Annotated in this window: 14 protein-coding genes and 2 tRNA genes; 1 reads left to right on the top strand and 15 read right to left on the bottom strand. The window is 65.9% G+C overall.

Going from position 1 to position 16556, the window contains the following annotated elements:
• Window positions 1–5: 5 nt before the first annotated feature.
• From PTQ19_RS00080 to PTQ19_RS00045, 8 genes are all read right to left on the bottom strand, one after another.
• Window positions 6–1190 carry an amidohydrolase family protein gene (locus PTQ19_RS00080; protein ID WP_274367977.1) on the bottom strand — a complete coding sequence of 395 codons (1185 nt, stop codon included), beginning with the start codon at window positions 1188–1190 and terminating at the stop codon, window positions 6–8.
• Between the two features lie 37 nt (window positions 1191–1227).
• Window positions 1228–1656: an NUDIX hydrolase gene (locus tag PTQ19_RS00075; protein ID WP_206821390.1), complete on the bottom strand. Its 429-nt coding sequence runs from the start codon at window positions 1654–1656 to the stop codon at window positions 1228–1230.
• Window positions 1657–1699: 43 nt separating this feature from the next.
• Window positions 1700–2545: a universal stress protein gene (locus tag PTQ19_RS00070; RefSeq protein WP_206821391.1), complete on the bottom strand. Its 846-nt coding sequence runs from the start codon at window positions 2543–2545 to the stop codon at window positions 1700–1702.
• A 191-nt stretch (window positions 2546–2736) separates the two neighbouring features.
• Window positions 2737–2809, bottom strand: a tRNA-Ala gene (locus PTQ19_RS00065).
• 37 nt (window positions 2810–2846) lie between these two features.
• Window positions 2847–2920, bottom strand: a tRNA-Ile gene (locus PTQ19_RS00060).
• A 110-nt stretch (window positions 2921–3030) separates the two neighbouring features.
• Window positions 3031–3828: a hypothetical protein gene (locus PTQ19_RS00055; RefSeq protein ID WP_274367976.1), complete on the bottom strand. Its 798-nt coding sequence runs from the start codon at window positions 3826–3828 to the stop codon at window positions 3031–3033.
• A complete protein-coding gene (locus PTQ19_RS00050; RefSeq protein WP_179409566.1) occupies window positions 3828–4499 on the bottom strand; it encodes a response regulator in 672 nt (223 codons plus the stop codon). Before PTQ19_RS00050 ends, PTQ19_RS00055 begins: the two co-directional genes overlap by 1 nt.
• On the bottom strand, window positions 4487–5812 hold the full coding sequence (locus PTQ19_RS00045) for a sensor histidine kinase (RefSeq protein WP_274367975.1): 1326 nt from the start codon (window positions 5810–5812) through the stop codon (window positions 4487–4489). The genes PTQ19_RS00050 and PTQ19_RS00045 overlap by 13 nt, the downstream gene beginning before the upstream one ends.
• A 117-nt stretch (window positions 5813–5929) precedes the next feature.
• On the opposite strand from PTQ19_RS00045, the gene PTQ19_RS00040 reads away from it, so the two are divergent.
• The gene (locus tag PTQ19_RS00040; RefSeq protein WP_274367974.1) at window positions 5930–6643 is read left to right on the top strand and encodes a VIT1/CCC1 transporter family protein; all 714 of its coding nucleotides are present in this window, start codon (window positions 5930–5932) and stop codon (window positions 6641–6643) included.
• 58 nt (window positions 6644–6701) lie between these two features.
• Here PTQ19_RS00040 and PTQ19_RS00035 read toward each other — a convergent pair whose 3' ends face one another.
• The 7 genes from PTQ19_RS00035 to dnaA all read right to left on the bottom strand — a co-directional run bounded on the left by PTQ19_RS00035 (window position 6702) and on the right by dnaA (window position 16556).
• Complete coding sequence (locus PTQ19_RS00035; RefSeq protein ID WP_179409569.1) at window positions 6702–7106, bottom strand: DUF3566 domain-containing protein; 405 nt, start codon at window positions 7104–7106, stop codon at window positions 6702–6704.
• Between the two features lie 20 nt (window positions 7107–7126).
• Complete coding sequence (gene gyrA, locus PTQ19_RS00030; protein WP_274367973.1) at window positions 7127–9664, bottom strand: DNA gyrase subunit A; 2538 nt, start codon at window positions 9662–9664, stop codon at window positions 7127–7129.
• 43 nt (window positions 9665–9707) lie between these two features.
• Complete coding sequence (gene gyrB, locus PTQ19_RS00025) at window positions 9708–11756, bottom strand: DNA topoisomerase (ATP-hydrolyzing) subunit B (RefSeq protein WP_222446570.1); 2049 nt, start codon at window positions 11754–11756, stop codon at window positions 9708–9710.
• A 119-nt stretch (window positions 11757–11875) separates the two neighbouring features.
• Entirely contained in the window at window positions 11876–12367 is a 492-nt protein-coding gene (locus PTQ19_RS00020; RefSeq protein ID WP_425313156.1) for a DUF721 domain-containing protein, read from the bottom strand.
• Window positions 12354–13538: a DNA replication/repair protein RecF gene (recF, locus tag PTQ19_RS00015; RefSeq protein WP_274367971.1), complete on the bottom strand. Its 1185-nt coding sequence runs from the start codon at window positions 13536–13538 to the stop codon at window positions 12354–12356. The genes PTQ19_RS00020 and recF overlap by 14 nt, the downstream gene beginning before the upstream one ends.
• A 63-nt stretch (window positions 13539–13601) precedes the next feature.
• Window positions 13602–14744 carry a DNA polymerase III subunit beta gene (dnaN, locus tag PTQ19_RS00010; protein ID WP_179409574.1) on the bottom strand — a complete coding sequence of 381 codons (1143 nt, stop codon included), beginning with the start codon at window positions 14742–14744 and terminating at the stop codon, window positions 13602–13604.
• A 417-nt stretch (window positions 14745–15161) separates the two neighbouring features.
• Window positions 15162–16556: a chromosomal replication initiator protein DnaA gene (gene dnaA / locus PTQ19_RS00005; protein ID WP_274367970.1), complete on the bottom strand. Its 1395-nt coding sequence runs from the start codon at window positions 16554–16556 to the stop codon at window positions 15162–15164.

Below are 16556 nucleotides of genomic sequence, written 5' to 3'. Positions count from 1 at the left end.
GGTCGTCAGCCGTGCAGTACACGCCCGGCGCCGATGACGATCTCGCGCGGAACAACGCGCACCAGGGCATCCATCGGATTCTCGGCGTCGACCAGAACCACATCCGCGCGCGATCCCGGCGTGAGATCAGCGCGCTCCACGCCCGCGAACGGGGCGGCGGCCGACGTCGCCCGTTCGACCACGCGCCGTAGGTCCTCATCACGCACGATGCCTCCACCGCGCGCGTGCTGCCACGCAATGCCCATCACGTCCCCCGTTCCGTACGGGCTCCACAGATCGCGGATGCCGTCGGTGCCGAGTCCGTAGCGCACGCCGGCGTCATCGAACTCGTGCACGCTCAGCTGCGGCATCCGCACCGGTGCGACGGTCGTCATCGTCACGTCGAGCTCGGCCATGGTGTGCAGCAGATCGCGGCGGCGCACAGCATCCACCTCGACGATGGCGAAGCCGTGCGCGATGTTGACCCTGCCCTGCAGACCGAGGCGCTGCGTCCGATCCAGAATCAGGTCGAACTGGAACGCCCCGAGCGATCCACCGTCGTGCAGGTGGATGTCCAGGCCACACCCGTGCTCAGCCGCCAGCGCGAAGATCGCATCGATCTGCCCCACCGGGTCACGGTCGATGCCCGCCGGATCGAGGCCACCGATGTGCTCCACGCCGGCGCGCGCGGCGTCGGCGAGCAGCTCGAGCACTCCCGGCCTGCGCAGCACACCGTCCTGCGGAAACGCGACGATCTCGCACGCCAACGCCCCCTGGTAAGCCGCTACAGCCTCGCGCACGGCGTCGATGCCGCGCAGACCGATGCCCGTGTCGACGTCGACGTGCGTGCGCATCGCGGTGGTGCCGTGCCGCACGAACTGTTCGAGCACCTGGGCGGTGGTCTCGACGCTGGGAATGCCCAACTCGTCGCGGCGGGCGCGCTCATGGCGGATCCGTCCGTCGGTGCCCGGCTCGCCACCGTAGGACTGCCACGGGTGGCCCCACCACGACTTGTCGACGTGGGCGTGCGCGTTCACGAGCCCGGGCAGGGCGAGCATGCCCCGGCCGTCGATCTCTCCGTGCGCAGGCGCGCGATCTTCGGCGGGAACGACGGCGGTGATCAGGCCGTTCTCGATGAGGATGTCGCTTCGGTCACCGCCCCACGGGCGGATGTTGCGGACGGCGGATACGGCGAGCAACGACGAGTGCATCCCACCATCTTGCGGCACGGCGGGCGCGGGAGTCGCTTCAGAGGATCTGCGCCATCCGCAGCGCCGTGTCGACGAGCCGGACGCGCTGCAGTTCGGCGACCTCGTCGAGAGTGAACCAGGCCGCCATATCGGTCGAGCCGTTCTTCTCGAAGCGCAGGGTGCCTCCGATGATCCTGGCGCGGTAGACGATGCGCAGGGTGTGCAGCGGCGTGTCCATGTCGTCTCGGCGCACACGCCGTGACGCGGGAATCACCCGGGAGTGGATGCCGAGCAGTTCGGTCGGCTCGATATCGAAACCGGTCTCTTCGCGCAGTTCCCGGCGCACGGCGAGTTCGGGATCCTCGCCCGCCTCGAGGCCTCCGCCGGGCATCGTCCATGCGACGCGACGGCCCTCGACCCACCGCGCCAGCAGGACGCGACCGGCATCGTCCGTGACGACGCCGTACGCCGCTACCCGCAGATCCATCTGTTCACAGTAGTGCGCGGATCGATCACCTGTCGATCAGCGATCAGCGCACGACGGCGGTCACCGTCGCGAGTCGCTGCAGCACCTCGTGGCTGATCGAGCCCAGCAGGAAGCGACGCACGGCACCGTGACCGCGGCTGCCGACGACCGTGAGGTGCGCGCTCTCGGCGAGCTCGTTGATGATCACCGACGGGAAGCCCTCAGCGACGGCCTCTTCGATCTCGAGACCCGGGTACTGCGAACGCAGGCCGGCCAACGAGAGCGACAGCGCCTCACGGGCGCTCTGCTCCATGCCCTCACGGTAGGCCTGCGGCATCACCATCAGCGCGTTGCGGGGTACCGCGATGGGCGTCCATACGATCAGCGCGGTGAGCGGCTCGCCGAGTCGGTCGGCCTCGGCGGCGGCGAAGGCGATGGCCGATTCCGAGACGGGGGAGCCGTCGACCGCGACGACGACACCGGAGCGCTCCCCGGTGATGTCGAAGTCGGGGACGACGACGACCGGGCTCGACGACGCGGCCGCGATGCGGATACCGTGCGAACCACGGGCAGGACCCTGTCCCGGCCCCTGGTAGTCGCTGCCGATCACGAGCAGGGCGGCGTCCTTGGACGCGTCGATGAGCGTGTGAACCGGGTCGCCGGTCTCGATGCGCGTGGTGACGGTGAGACCATCGGATGCGATCCGCTCGGCCTCTTCGCGGAGCAGTTCGTCCGCGGCCTCTCTGGCGGCCTGCAGCACGGCTCCTTCACCGATCATGCCGACGGCACCACCGACGACGTTGATCAGTTCGAGCTGCTGCTTGCGTGCCACTGCACGTGCCGCGGCCCAATCGACAGCACGGCGGCTGCCTGAGGCCCCAGTGACTCCGACGACGATCTTCTCGGTCATTTCCGTCTCCATCCGCGAGGACTTCCACTCTATTGATTCCGCGGGGATTCCGGGCGCCGTACGCCCGTGGATATCAGGCGATCAGTTAGCGGCGAGATACTCGGCGCCGGGTTCTTCGACCGTCTGCCTCGGGTGTGGGACGGGCGTCGTAAACGAAGAAACCCCCGTGCAAAGCACGGGGGTTTTTACTGTGGAGCCTAGGAGATTCGAACTCCTGACATCTGCCTTGCAAAGGCAGCGCTCTACCAACTGAGCTAAGGCCCCGTGCGGCACGGTCACCGTGGGGATTCCGCGAACGGAGTGGGGCTACCAGGACTTGAACCTGGGACCTCTTCATTATCAGTGAAGCGCTCTAACCGCCTGAGCTATAGCCCCGTCAACCTTGAAGACTTTACCCGAAGAACACGGGAGAAATCCAATCGGGCGCCGAGAGGGTGAATCCCGGGCGCGCCGCCGGTCGAAACCCGCGGCGCGCCCGTCACTGATCACCCCTCGTGGAGGTTCACCGAACCCGCCGAAATCGAGACCCGCACCCGGTTCGTGCTGTCCGGGTCCTGACGCAGTTCACTGCTCAGGTCTCCCGCCGACACGTCCTGGCGGACGTCGTAGTCGCCGCGCGGAAGCGTCAGCGTCACATCGCCCGCCGACACATCGATCGTCACCTCGGAAGGTGCGGTGCCGGTCAACTCGGCATCGATCCGCCCTGCAGCCACGTGGAAGCCCGCCTCATCGACACCCTCGAGCTCGACACTACCGGCACCGGCGTTCAGCGCGAGGTCCACCGAATCGGCCGAACCGAGCAGTTCCATACGTCCCGCATTGACCTGCGCCTCGATCTCATCGAAGTCCCCATTGGCGAACAGCGCACCGGCGTTGAGTGTGAGATCGGCGTCGATGCCCTTCAGCGTCTCCGGCAACAGCAGGGTCACCTGGTCACCACCGTCAAACCAATCGCCGCGCAACCAGTCGGGCGAGAGCCACCCGAGCCACGACGGTTGTGGGGTGCGCACCACGAGCTCTTCGCCGCGCGTGCGCAGCGTCCACCCATCCGTGGATCCCTCATCCGCACGCAAACGTGCGTCGTCGCCGTCGTAGAACTCGATGGTCAGGCCAGCCGCATCGACCGTGGCATCCAGTCCCTGTACTCCGCTGATGTCGACGTCCCTGACCTCCGACACCGGTGCCATGGCACCCACCGCGGCGACTGCCGCCATGGTCCCCCCGCTGATCAGCACCACTCCACCGACCACGGCCAGCACAATCGTCACCGCTTTGCTCGCCATCACTGGCCTCCCTGTTCTTTGCCATTGTTCGTGTTGTCGATGTGCGCGAGCGCCGCCAGCACTCGGCGATTGCCGTCCGCCGGATCGAGCCCGAGCTTCTGAAAGATCGACGTGATGTGCTTCTCGACGCTCGCCTCACTGAGGAACAGCAATCCGGCGATCGCACCGTTCGACTTGCCCTCGGCGATGAGCGCAAGCACCGTGCGCTCCCGTTCGGTGAGCCGCAGCATCCGCTCGTCGCGATTGCGACGCGTCAGCAGCTGCGCGACCACCTCGGGATCCAGCTCGGTTGCGCCCGCCGCGATCCGCTCCACCGATCCCACGAAGTCACCGACGTCGGCGACACGATCCTTGAGCAGGTACCCGAGCGCGCCACCCTGCGCGGCGATCAGCTCGCTCGCGTACCGCTCCTCGACATACTGCGAGAGCACGAGCAAGGGGAGTGTCGGATGCCCGGCGCGCAGCGCCAGAGCCGCACGGATGCCCTCGTCGGTGAACGACGGCGGCAGGCGCACATCGAGAATGCACAGATCGGGTGCGGTCTCGACAACGGCATCCATCAGCCCGTCCGTGTCGGGCAGGGCCGCGACCACCTCGTGACCGGCGTCTTCGAGCAGACGTACCAGCCCCTCACGCAACAGCACGGAGTCCTCGCAGATCAGGATGCGCATGGCACCGTCACCTCCAAGCTCGTCGGACCGCCCGCGGGGCTCTCCAGGCGGAACGTTCCGCCGGCCGCCAGCACCCGGTTGGTGATGCCGTCGAGGCCACCACCGGGCTGCACCTGGGCACCACCCAGTCCGTTGTCCTCGACACGGGCCCACAGACCGTTGTCTCGACTACGCACCACGACCCGGCACTCGCTGGCGCGCGAATGCTTGGCGGCGTTGGTCAACGACTCGGCGATCGCGAAGTACACGGCCGCCTCGGCGTCCCGGCATCCGCCCACCGCACCCGGCTCGATACGCACGTCGAGATGCACGGGGATGTGTGAGCGCCCCGCCAGCGCCGACAGCGCCGCGTCGAGTCCGCGATCGTCCAGCACTGAGGTGTGGATGCCACGGGCCAGCTGCCGCAGTTCAGTGATCGCCGCCTTCGTCGAGGTGTGTGCCTCGCCGATCAGCTCCTTGGCCGCGGCGGGATCATTGTCGATCTTCTGCTGCGCCAGGCCGAGGGTCATGCCCACCGATACGAGCCGGGGCTGGACGCCATCATGCAGGTCACGTTCGATGCGGGTGCGTTCCACTTCGGCGGCGCGCACCGCGCCCGCGCGCTGCGCGCTGGACGTGCGCACCTGCGCGGTCAGCTCGGCCTCACGGTTGGGAACCACCAGAGCACGGCTGATGACGCGATGCAGCAACGCGAGGCCGACGATCGCGGCGCCCGCCGCAAGTACACCGAGGATGCCGACGAACGGCGCCCATGCGGAGTGGATCACGGCACCGAACGGCCCCGGGGTGGTGTCCTGTCCGGTCAAGGGCGACAACGCGAAGAACGCTGACCAGATCATTCCCCCGAACAGGCGGATCACCAGCGAGCCGGCGATGCAGGCGAGTGTGAAGTTCGCGACCGCGCGCCACATCGGGCCGCTGATCGACTGCCGTGCGAGAGATCCGAGCCAGCCGCTGAAGCCGGGCTTGCTGGGGGCGCGCCATCTCAGATCAGGCAGGTCGATGTCGTACAGCGTGCTCACGCGACGCACTTCGAACCAGGCGACGCCGAACAGGCCGTACACCACACCCACGAGAACGATCGCTCCGATACCGAACGCGAACAACAGCCCGACACCGAGGCCGAGAGCGCCCGCCAGCACACTGATGACCCCGGTGCCGATGGCACCGAGAGCGGCCAGCTCAAGGATGGTGAGCAGAATGCGCAACGGTGGTGTGTTGCCGTCCTTGGCCTGGGCATCGGCCACGGGCGGTGCGGGTGCCGGGGGAACCGGCGGCACCGGTGGCGGCGGGGGAGACGGATTCGTGGTCATGTCGACAACGCTACGGTCGTTCGTCGTTTCCCGACACGGGGCCAGCCCGAGAGCCCCATTCGGGTTTTCCCTACCCTTCGGGCTGTGATCGGGGCCGAACTCGGCCATCATGGGGGCATGAGCGCTACGCATCCCGCCGAGCCACACGGAGCAGGTCTCGGTCAGAAACTGAACTGGTTGCGCGCCGGAGTGCTCGGCGCGAACGACGGCATCGTCTCGGTGGCATCCCTCGTGGTCGGTGTCGCCGGCGCGTCGACGGACTCGGCGCCGCTGTTGATCGCGGGTATCGCCGGCCTGGTCGGTGGAGCCATCTCGATGGCCCTCGGCGAGTACGTGTCGGTCAGCAGCCAGCGCGACAGCGAGCGTGCACTGATCGCCAAGGAGCGTGAAGAGCTGCGCACGATGCCCGAGCAGGAACTCGATGAGCTCACCGAGCTGTACCGCCAGCGCGGTCTCAGCGAGAGCACGGCCCGTCAGGTGGCCACCGAGCTCACCGAGCACGATGCTCTCGCGGCGCACCTCGACATCGAACTGGGTATCGATCAGCATGATCTGGTGAACCCGTGGCACGCGGCGATCTCGTCAGCCATCTCGTTCACCATCGGCGCGCTGCTGCCGCTGCTGGCGATCCTGCTTCCGCCGCCCGAGCTGCGCGTGCCCGTGACCTTCGTCGCGGTGTTGCTCGCCCTCGCGTTCACCGGAGTGATCTCGGCGAAGGTGGGTGGCGCCTCACCGGTGCGAGCAACCGTGCGCCTTGTGCTCGGAGGCGCATTGGCGCTGCTGGTCACCTGGGTCATCGGTACCCTGCTGGGTACGACCGGAGTCGTCTGACCCCCGAGGTCGCCGGCTCGGCGGGTTTACTGACGCGGCGGGGTCCAACCCCGCTGCGTCAGTTCGACATGAAGCCGACGAGCAAACCGCCGGTCACCTTGACCGCGAGGTTGTAGATACCGGCGATGACAGCGCCCAGCACCGTGAACACGATCAGGTTCAGGATCGACACGACCGCGCCGAAGGCCATCACCTGCGGCAGACCCAGCAGGCTCTCGAGGTCGACGCTGCCGTCGGTGAGTGTCGTGAGGATCTCACCCGCCTGCGCGATGACATTCGTCGCCTGCAGCACCATGAAGATCAAGAAGAACGACACCATGGTCACGATCGCCAGGGCGACCGCCCCGAGGAACGACAGCTTCACGGCAGACCAGAAGTCCACGTAGACCAGGCGCAGGCGAACCTGCTTGCCGGCGGTCTTGCGGGTGGACTTCTTCGCCAGCTTGTCCGCGACTGTGCTCATGTGTCGTTGCTCTCTTCAGATCAGGCTTCGGGGGTCTCGGGGCTCGGGGCTTCGGGTGCCTCGCCCTCGATGTCGTCTTCGGCGACCACCCGCTCGCTGTTGCGGGCGACGGCGAGGATGCGATCCCCGTTCGTCATGCGGGCGAACACCACTCCCATGGTGTCGCGACCCTTGGCGGGCACCTCGGCCACGGCAGAGCGTACCACCTTGCCGCTGGACAGAACCACCAAGACCTCGTCGTCCTCAGAGACGATCAGACCACCCGCGAGTTCGCCCCGCTCGTCGCTCAGCTTGGCGACCTTGATGCCGGTTCCGCCGCGTTTTTGCACCTTGTACTCCGAGACCGAGGTGCGCTTGGCGTAGCCACCGTCGGTGACGGTGAACACGTACGAGTCCTCGTCGACGATGGATGCTGACAGCAGGTGATCCTGGTCGTCCTTGAACTTCATACCCCGCACACCCTCGGTCGCGCGGCCCATCGGGCGCAGCGCATCGTCGGTGGCGTGGAAACGCACCGACATGCCCTTGGCGCTGATCAGCAGGATGTCCTCGTCGGCGTCGACCAGCTTGGCGCTGACCAGCTCGTCGTTCTCGCGCAGGCGAATGGCGATGACGCCGCCCTGGCGGTTGGTGTCGTAGTCGCTGAGGCGCGTCTTCTTCACCAGACCGTCGTGGGTGGCGAGCACCAGGTATTCCTTGGCCTCGTAGTCGCGCACGGCGAGCACCTGGGCGATCTTCTCGTCCGGCTGCAGCGCGAGCAGGTTCGCCACGTGCTGGCCCTTCGCGTCGCGGCCGGCCTCGGGCACCTCGTAGGTCTTCGTGCGGTACACGCGGCCCTTGTCGGTGAAGAACAGCAGCCAGTGGTGCGTGGTGGTGACGAAGAAGTGCTCGACCAGGTCGTCGGCGCGCAGCTGCGCACCCTTCACGCCCTTGCCACCGCGGTGCTGCGACCGGTAGTTGTCGCTGCGCGTGCGCTTGATGTAGCCCTCGCGGGTGACGGTGACGACCATCTCTTCCACGGGGATGAGGTCTTCCATCGACATGTCGCCGTCGAAGCCGTGCAGGATATGCGTGCGGCGCTCGTCGCCGAAACGGTCGACGATCTCGGTGAGCTCGGTGCGCACGATGTCGCGCTGGCGGGCCTCGGTGGCGATGATGTCCTTGTAGTCGACGATCTTCGTCTCGAGCTCGGTGGCCTCGTCGATGATCTTCTGGCGCTCCATCGCCGCGAGACGACGCAGCTGCATCAGCAGAATGGCATCCGCCTGCTTCTCGTCGATGGTCAGCAGCTCGCGCAGCCCCTCGTTCGCCTCGGCGACCGTGGGCGAGCGACGGATGAGTGCGATGACCTCGTCGAGCGCGTCGAGCGCCTTCAGGAATGCCTGCAGGATGTGCATGCGCTCTTCCGCCTTGCGTAGGCGGTACATCGTGCGGCGCACGATCACGTCGAGCTGGTGGTCGAGCCAGTGCGTGATGAAGCCGTCGAGGGCCAGCGTGCGCGGGACGCCGTCGACGATCGCCAGCATGTTGGCGCCGAAATTGTCCTGCAGCGGGGTGTGCTTGTACAGGTTGTTCAGCACGACCTTCGCGACCGCGTCGCGCTTGAGCACGACGACCAGGCGTTGTCCGGTGCGGTCCGAGGACTCGTCGCGGATATCGGCGATGCCGGTGATCTTGCCGTCGCGAGCCAGCTCACCGATCTTCACCGCGAGGTTGTCGGGGTTGACCTGGTAGGGCAGCTCGGTGATGACGAGGCACGTGCGCCCCTGGATCTCTTCGATCTCGACGACGGCGCGCATCGTGATCGACCCGCGTCCGGTGCGGTACGCCTCGTGGATGCCCTTGGTTCCGAGGATCTGCGCGCCGGTCGGGAAGTCGGGGCCGGGAATGCGCTGGATCAGGCCCTCGAGCAACTCCTCGCGGCTGATTCCGGCGTTGTCGAGCGCCCACAGCGCGGCGGCCGAGACCTCACGCAGGTTGTGCGGCGGGATGTTGGTCGCCATGCCGACCGCGATACCGATCGAGCCGTTGACCAGCAGGTTCGGGAACCGCGCCGGCAGCACGTCGGGCTCCTGCGTCTGCCCGTCGTAGTTCGGCGAGAAGTCGACGGTCTCCTCTTCGATGTCTCGCACCATCTCGAGCGCGAGCGGAGCCATCTTGGTCTCGGTGTACCGGGGCGCGGCCGCGCCCATGTTGCCGGGGGAGCCGAAGTTTCCCTGGCCGAGCGCCAGCGGGTAGCGCAGCGACCACGGCTGCACCAGACGCACGAGGGTGTCGTAGATCGCCGAGTCACCGTGCGGGTGATACTGACCCATCACTTCGCCGACGACTCGCGCGCACTTCGAGAACGACTTGTCGGGGCGGAATCCGCCGTCGTACATGCCGTAGATCACGCGGCGGTGCACGGGCTTGAGCCCGTCGCGCACGTCGGGCAGCGCACGACCGACAATGACAGCCATGGCGTAGTCGAGATAGCTGCGCTGCATCTCGGCCTGCAGGTCGACCTGGTTGATGCGGCCGTGCTCGTGGGCCGGCTCGGGGCGTTCTTCGTCAGTCATGAGTGTCTTTCAGTTCCGGTCGTTCACGTACGAGGCGACGCGCTCAGATGTCGAGGAAGCGGACATCCTTGGCGTTGCGCTGGATGAATGTGCGTCGAGACTCGACGTCCTCACCCATCAGCACGCTGAAGATCTCATCGGCCGTGGCCGCGTCGTCGATGGACACCTGACGCAGCGTGCGCGTGGTGTGGTCCATCGTGGTCTCCCAGAGTTCCTTGGCATTCATCTCGCCGAGACCCTTGTAGCGCTGGATACCGGCATCCTTCGGCAGGCGCTTGCCGTTCTCCTGCCCGTAGGCCATCAGCGCATCGCGCTCCTCATCCGAGTACACGTACTCGTGGGGCGAGTTGGTCCATTTCAGGCGGTACAGCGGCGGCATCGCGAGATACACGAAGCCCGCCTCGATGAGCCCGCGCATGTAGCGGAACAGCATCGTCAGCAGCAGCGTCGTGATGTGCTGGCCGTCCACGTCAGCATCCGCCATCAGGACGATCTTGTGGTACCGGGCCTTCTCGATGTCGAAGTCCTCACCGATGCCCGTGCCGAAGGCCTGGATCATCGCCTGGACTTCTTTGTTGGCCAGCGCCTTGTCGAGTCGCGCGCGCTCGACGTTCAGGATCTTGCCTCGCAGCGCCAGAATCGCCTGCGTGTGCGGGTCGCGACCCTGCACGGCCGAACCGCCTGCCGAGTCACCCTCGACGAGGAAGATCTCGCTGATCGACGGGTCCTTGCTGGTGCAGTCCTTGAGCTTGTCGGGCATCGCCGCCGACTCGAACACGCTCTTGCGGCGTGCGGTCTCGCGCGCCTTGCGTGCCGCGAGGCGCGCCGTCGCCGCATCGATCGCCTTGCGAATGACATTCTTGGCCTGCGCAGGGTTGCGGTCGAGCCAGTCGCCGAGCTGCTCGTTGACGATCTTCTGCACGAACGTCTTCGCCTCGGTGTTGCCGAGCTTGGTCTTGGTCTGCCCCTCGAACTGCGGCTCGCCGAGCTTGATCGAGATGACCGCCGTCAGTCCCTCGCGCACGTCATCACCCGAGAGGTTGTCGTCCTTCTCTTTGAGCAGGTTGTTCGCCCGCGCGTAGCGGTTGACCAGGCTCGTGAGCGCAGCGCGGAATCCCTCTTCGTGGGTTCCACCCTCGTGCGTGTTGATCGTGTTGGCGTACGTGAAGACGTTCTCGTTGTACGAGGTCGTCCACTGCATGGCGACCTCGAGCGAGATCTTGCGCTCGGTGTCCTCAGCCTCGAAGTCGATGATCTCTTCGCTGACCGGCTCGGCCTTGCGCACCTTGTTCAGGTACTCGACGTAGTCGACCAGACCGCGCTCGTAGAGGAAGTCATCGGACGGCTGCTTGCTGATGAGCGCGCCCTCTTCCTCGACCTCGTAGGCGGATGCCGGACGCTCGTCGCTCAGCGAGATGCGCAGCCCCTTGTTGAGGAACGCCATCTGCTGGAAGCGCGTGCGCAGCGTGTCGTAGTCGAACTCGACCGTTTCGGTGAAGATCTCAGCATCCGGCCAGAACGTGATCGTGGTTCCGGTCTCGTCCGTCGCCTCGCCCTGTTCGAGCGACTGCTGCGGGGTGCCGCCATCGGCGAAGCTGTGCCGCCAGACGTAGCCCTTCTGCTTGACCTCGACCTCGAAACGGGTCGAGAGCGCGTTCACGACCGACGACCCGACACCGTGCAGACCACCCGACACGGCGTAGGCGCCGCCACCGAACTTGCCGCCGGCGTGCAGGATCGTGAGCACGACCTCGACGGTCGACTTCGTCGGGTCAGAGGAGTGCGGATCGACGGGAATACCGCGACCGTTGTCGACCACACGCACGCCACCGTCGGGGAGCAGGGTGACACGGATGCGATCGGCATAGCCCGCCAGCGCCTCATCGACCGAGTTGTCGACGATCTCGTACACCAGATGGTGCAGGCCTCGAGGACCCGTCGAACCGATGTACATTCCGGGACGCTTGCGGACGGCCTCCAGCCCCTCGAGGATCTGGATCGAATCCGCGCCGTAGTCGCTGGGCGCCTGCCCGTTCGCGGTCTCGGGGTTCGTCGAGCGCTCGTTGTCGTCGGCAGGTGTTTCAGACGTCATCAGAGGTAGATCTCCACACTTCGAAAGGTCGCTGCCATTCTAGCGGGTTTCGAGCATCGAGATGCGGCTCTAAGGCCGTGTGGGGCGTTCTGAGCGCTTGAGGGTGCGCGCGTGATGCCCTACCCGTAGGTGTCCCGTGGGCCGCGTCCGGGCACCACCCGCGGTCCCCACTTCCACGACGGAACGTCCGGTCCGATGAACCGCAGGTTCTGCACACCGGCATCCGGATACCGATTCGTGATCTCGGTCATGATGACTGCGCGCATGAACTGCAGGTTCTTCGCCCACGCCGTCGAATCGCACTTCACCGTGAGCACGCCGCGCTCGAGCGACACCGGTTCGGAGTGCTTGGCGGTGCCTGCCCCGGCCAGTTCGGCCCACTGGCGTACGAGATCCTCGGCGGCGAGCGTCTTCTCCCAACCCGAATCGCGCGTGAGCTTGGCCAGAACGTCGCCGAGCGTTCCCGGATCCCGCCCCTTCGTGAACGGGGCATTGTCATCATCGACGACGAGACGCTTCTTGCGCTTCCAGTTCGTCGAACTCGGCTTGAGTCCGCGCAGGCGCAGGTAGGTGGCGACCGTCTCCGGGGGTTGCGGATCAGTCATCGGCATCCTCCCTCTCGTCTGTGTCCCTCTCATCGGTGATCGTGCCGGCGCTGATCCGCACCACGTGACGGTGCAACATCTCGGGAATGTCGGCCTCGACCGCGGCGGTGACGATCACCTGCTCGTACCCGGCGGTCAACGTCGCCAGGCGACGCCTGCGGTCGGCATCGAGCTCGGCGAAGACATCATCGAGGATCAGCACCGGATCGCCGGCCGGGGACTCGGAACGCAGCAGTTCCGCCGAGGAGAGCCGCAGGGCGAGCGCCACCGACCACGATTCGCCGTGCGAGGCGTACCCCTTCACCGGCAGATCGCGTACACGCAGCAGCAGGTCATCACGGTGTGGGCCGACGAGGGTGAGACCCCGCTCGATCTCTTTCGCGCGGCGCTGCTGCAGCGCGACGCGGAACATGGTCGGGATGTCGCCCTCATCGGATGCCGGTGCATCGGCCGCGGAATCGTCAGCATCCGGATCCGCGCCGCGCACCGACAGCGCCCACTCGAGCTCGGGCTGGTGGTCGGCCCCGGCGATGGCCGCATACGCCTCGGCCAATGGACCGCGCAGATCTGCAGCGAGGCGCAGCCGCGCATGGATGATCTCGGAGCCCAGCGCGACCAGTTTGTCGTCCCACACGTCGAGGGTGCTCAGCCCTTCGCCACGCACACCGCGCGCGCGAGCGGATTTCAACAGCGCCGTTCGCTGGCGCAGCACCCGGTCGTAGTCGGCGATCACACCGGCCATGCGCGGGGTGCGCTGGATCAGCAACTGATCGGCGAAGCGTCGACGGGACGACGGGTCACCGCGCACGATCTGCAGATCTTCCGGGGCGAACAGCACGACGTGCGCGTAGCGCGGCAGCTCATTGGTCTTCGACGGCGAGCCGTTGATGCGAGCCCGGTTGGATCCCTGTCGATTGATCTGCACTTCGACAAGGACGGTGCGCTTTCCATGCGCCAACCTGGCGCGCACAACGGCGAAATCCTTGTCATCTCGCACCATCGGCGCATCCGACGACACCCGGTGGGATCCGAGCGTCGCGAGAAAGACGATCGCTTCGGCGAGGTTGGTCTTGCCCTGCCCGTTGCTGCCGACGAGCACGTTCGGGCCGCGATGCAGAGTGAGGTCGGCGGTCGCATAATTGCGGAAATCGACCAGGTTCAGGTGCTCCACAATCACCGCATCAGCCTACCTTCGGTGACCGACATCGGCCCGGCGGGATCGTTAGGTGGGCTCGAGGCCTCAGCGCAGCAGCAGGTTCGGCTGCAGCAAGTACTTGAACGAGTCAAGACCCGCCTGGTCGACCGAGGTCTGGCTGGTGACCAGCACAGGGCTGAGCTTGTTGGCGTTGTCGCTCGAGGTGAACGTCACGCGCGTGAACTCGCTCTTGACGGCGCCGAGCGCCTCGAGGAGGTACTGCGGGTTCAGACCGAGCGTGACTTCGTCGCCGCCGTTGAGGTGCGCGTCAACCGATTCGGATGCCCGTGCCTGCTCACTGCCCGAGGCATCCATCGTCACGCTGTCGCTGCTGAAGGTGAAACGCAGCGGAGCGGACCGATCGAGCACGAGGGCAACACGGCGGACGGCCTCAACGAGGTCGGCGGTGTTGATCACGGCGTAGTGGTCGGTCTGCTCGGGGAACAGTCGCCGTACCGGCGGGAAGTTGCCCTTGATCAGCAACGAAGTGACGGTCTTGTTGCCCGCCGTGAACGCGATGATCTCGCGGTCGCCGCCGCCCGAGAACGAGATCTCGATGGTGCCGGCGTGCGCAAAGGTCTTGCCGACCTCGGTCAGGGTACGCGCCGGAACGAGCGCGGTCTGCTCTGCCTCGGCGCCGTCCCACGGGACGTCGCGCAGCGAGACGCGGTAGCGGTCGGTCGCGACCAGGCTGAGCGTCTGTCCGGAGACCTCGAGCTGCACACCGGTGAGCACGGGGGTGACATCGTCACGCGATGCGGCGAAAGCGACCTGAGCGATCGCGGTGCCGAATTCTTCGGCGGGAACCACACCCGTTGCTCCAGCGACCTCGGGGATCGAGGGATATTCCTCGACCGGCATGGACGCCAGGGTGAAGCGTGCAGACCCGCAGGTGACGGCGATGCCGCCATCTTCTTCGACAGCGATCTGGATCGGAGCGTTCGGAAGCCGGCTCGCGATGTCGGAGAGCAGGCGCCCGTGCACGAGGATCGTGCCCGGCTCATCGACTGTCGCCTCGATCGTTGTGCGTGCGGATGCCTCGTAGTCGAAGGCCGAGAGCGTGAGTCCGTTCTCGTTGGCCTCGATCAACACTCCCGCGAGGATCGGTTGCGGATTGCGCTGCGGAAGCAGCTTGACGACGAAGGACACAGCCTCGCTGAACACATCGCGGTTGACCTGAAACCTCACGGGCGCTCCCTCGTTGCACATCTGGCGCTTGTGGTGGGCCCACCACAAGCCATCCCATGCTAGCCGCACGCCGTTGGCGTGCTGCTACCGATCTGCGAGCGGTTCGAGCGATCTGTCCACATCCGTCCGGTGATCGAATCACCTGAAATCACTGAAGATCTCTTAACGGTGTTAACAACTGTGGATTCTGTGGATAACTCGGTGGATAGCGCTCGAGAGTAGGAAACTACAGCCGTGTGACTTGTGGAAACGCTGAGGAATCCGCGGGATTCGGGGGAGTCCGGTCTGGGGCCTCGAGCTCGAGTTATCCACAGCGCGTTGCAAAACGGGCATCCGAACCTCGAGTTCTGCACAAGTTATCCACACCCATTGCGGATAACTACACGTTAACCGCGTGCGGACAGGTGTTTCGCGGGATCAGCGGCGGCTGATCTGGGTGGTGATGTCGGTCACCTGGTTGTAGATCGAACGACGCTCCTTCATGAGCTCGCTGATCTTCTTGCACGCGTACATGACGGTGGTGTGATCGCGGTTGCCGAACAGCTGACCGATCTTCGGCAACGACAGGCTCGTGCGCTCACGGCACAGGTACATCGCGATCTGCCGGGCGGTCGCGATCTGCTGCGAGCGGCTCGAGCCGTACAGATCATCGACCGTGAGCTTGAAGTACGCCGCCGTCGCAGTGATGATGTCGGTCGGCGAGATCACGTTGTCTTCGGTGGTGTCGACGATGTCGCGCAACACCGTTTGGGCCAAGGCGATATCGAGCGAGGACCGGTTGAGGCTGGCGAACGCCGAGACGCGGATGAGTGCGCCCTCGAGCTCTCGGATGTTCGACGAGACGACGTTGGCGATGTACTCCAGTACCTCGTCGGGGATGTGCAGCGACTCGCTCTGCGCTTTCTTGCGCAGGATGGCGATGCGCGTCTCGAGGTCGGGTGCCTGAACGTCGGTGATCAGACCCCACTCGAACCGGCTACGCATGCGGTCCTCGAACCCGGTCAGCAGTTTCGGCGCGACATCGCTGGTGATCACGACCTGCTTGTTGTGGTCGTGCAACTGGTTGAACGTGTGGAAGAACGCCTCTTGCGTCTCGGCGCGACCCTGCAGGAACTGGATGTCGTCGATGAGCAGAATGTCGACCTCGCGGTACCTGCTCTGGAACGCGGCACCCCGGTTGTTCGCGATCGAGTTGATGAAGTCGTTCGTGAACTCTTCGCTCGAGACGTACCTGACCTTCACACCGGCGTACAGCGACTGCGCGTAGTCGCCAATCGCGTGCAGCAGGTGAGTCTTGCCCAGTCCGGAGTCACCGTAGATGAACAGGGGGTTGTAGGCCTTGGCCGGCGCTTCGGCGACCGCGACTGCGGCCGCGTGCGCGAATCGGTTCGACTGACCGATGACGAAATTGTCGAAGGTGTACTTCGGATTGAGTCGCGACTCGTGCCGCGTAGGGGTCGGATGCTGTTCGATCGGCGACTCGACGCGGAGCGGCTCGGGCGTGGTGAAGTCGGGAACGCTGATCGGCGCCGTGGGCTGGTCAGCGAGCTCATGGTTCACGACCGTGCGGTACGAGGTGACCTCGTTTCCGCTCGCTGAGAGAGCCTCCATCAGCGGAGCGCGCAGACGCTTGTTGATCTGCGCCGCCGTCAGATCGTTCGGCACATCGAGGTAGAGAACGCCGCCCATGACGCCGGCCGGAACGACCAGGCTCAGGAAGCCGTGCAACTGCGGGCTGACCCGTTCATCGGCGGTCAGCTTCTCGAGCACCGTCGACCAGATCGGTACATCGGGCTGTTCTGCTGCGCTCAT

Origin of the sequence: Microbacterium esteraromaticum (assembly GCF_028747645.1) — a bacterium.
Lineage (GTDB): Bacteria > Actinomycetota > Actinomycetes > Actinomycetales > Microbacteriaceae > Microbacterium > Microbacterium esteraromaticum_C.
This window is presented reverse-complemented; position numbering and strand designations above follow the sequence as displayed.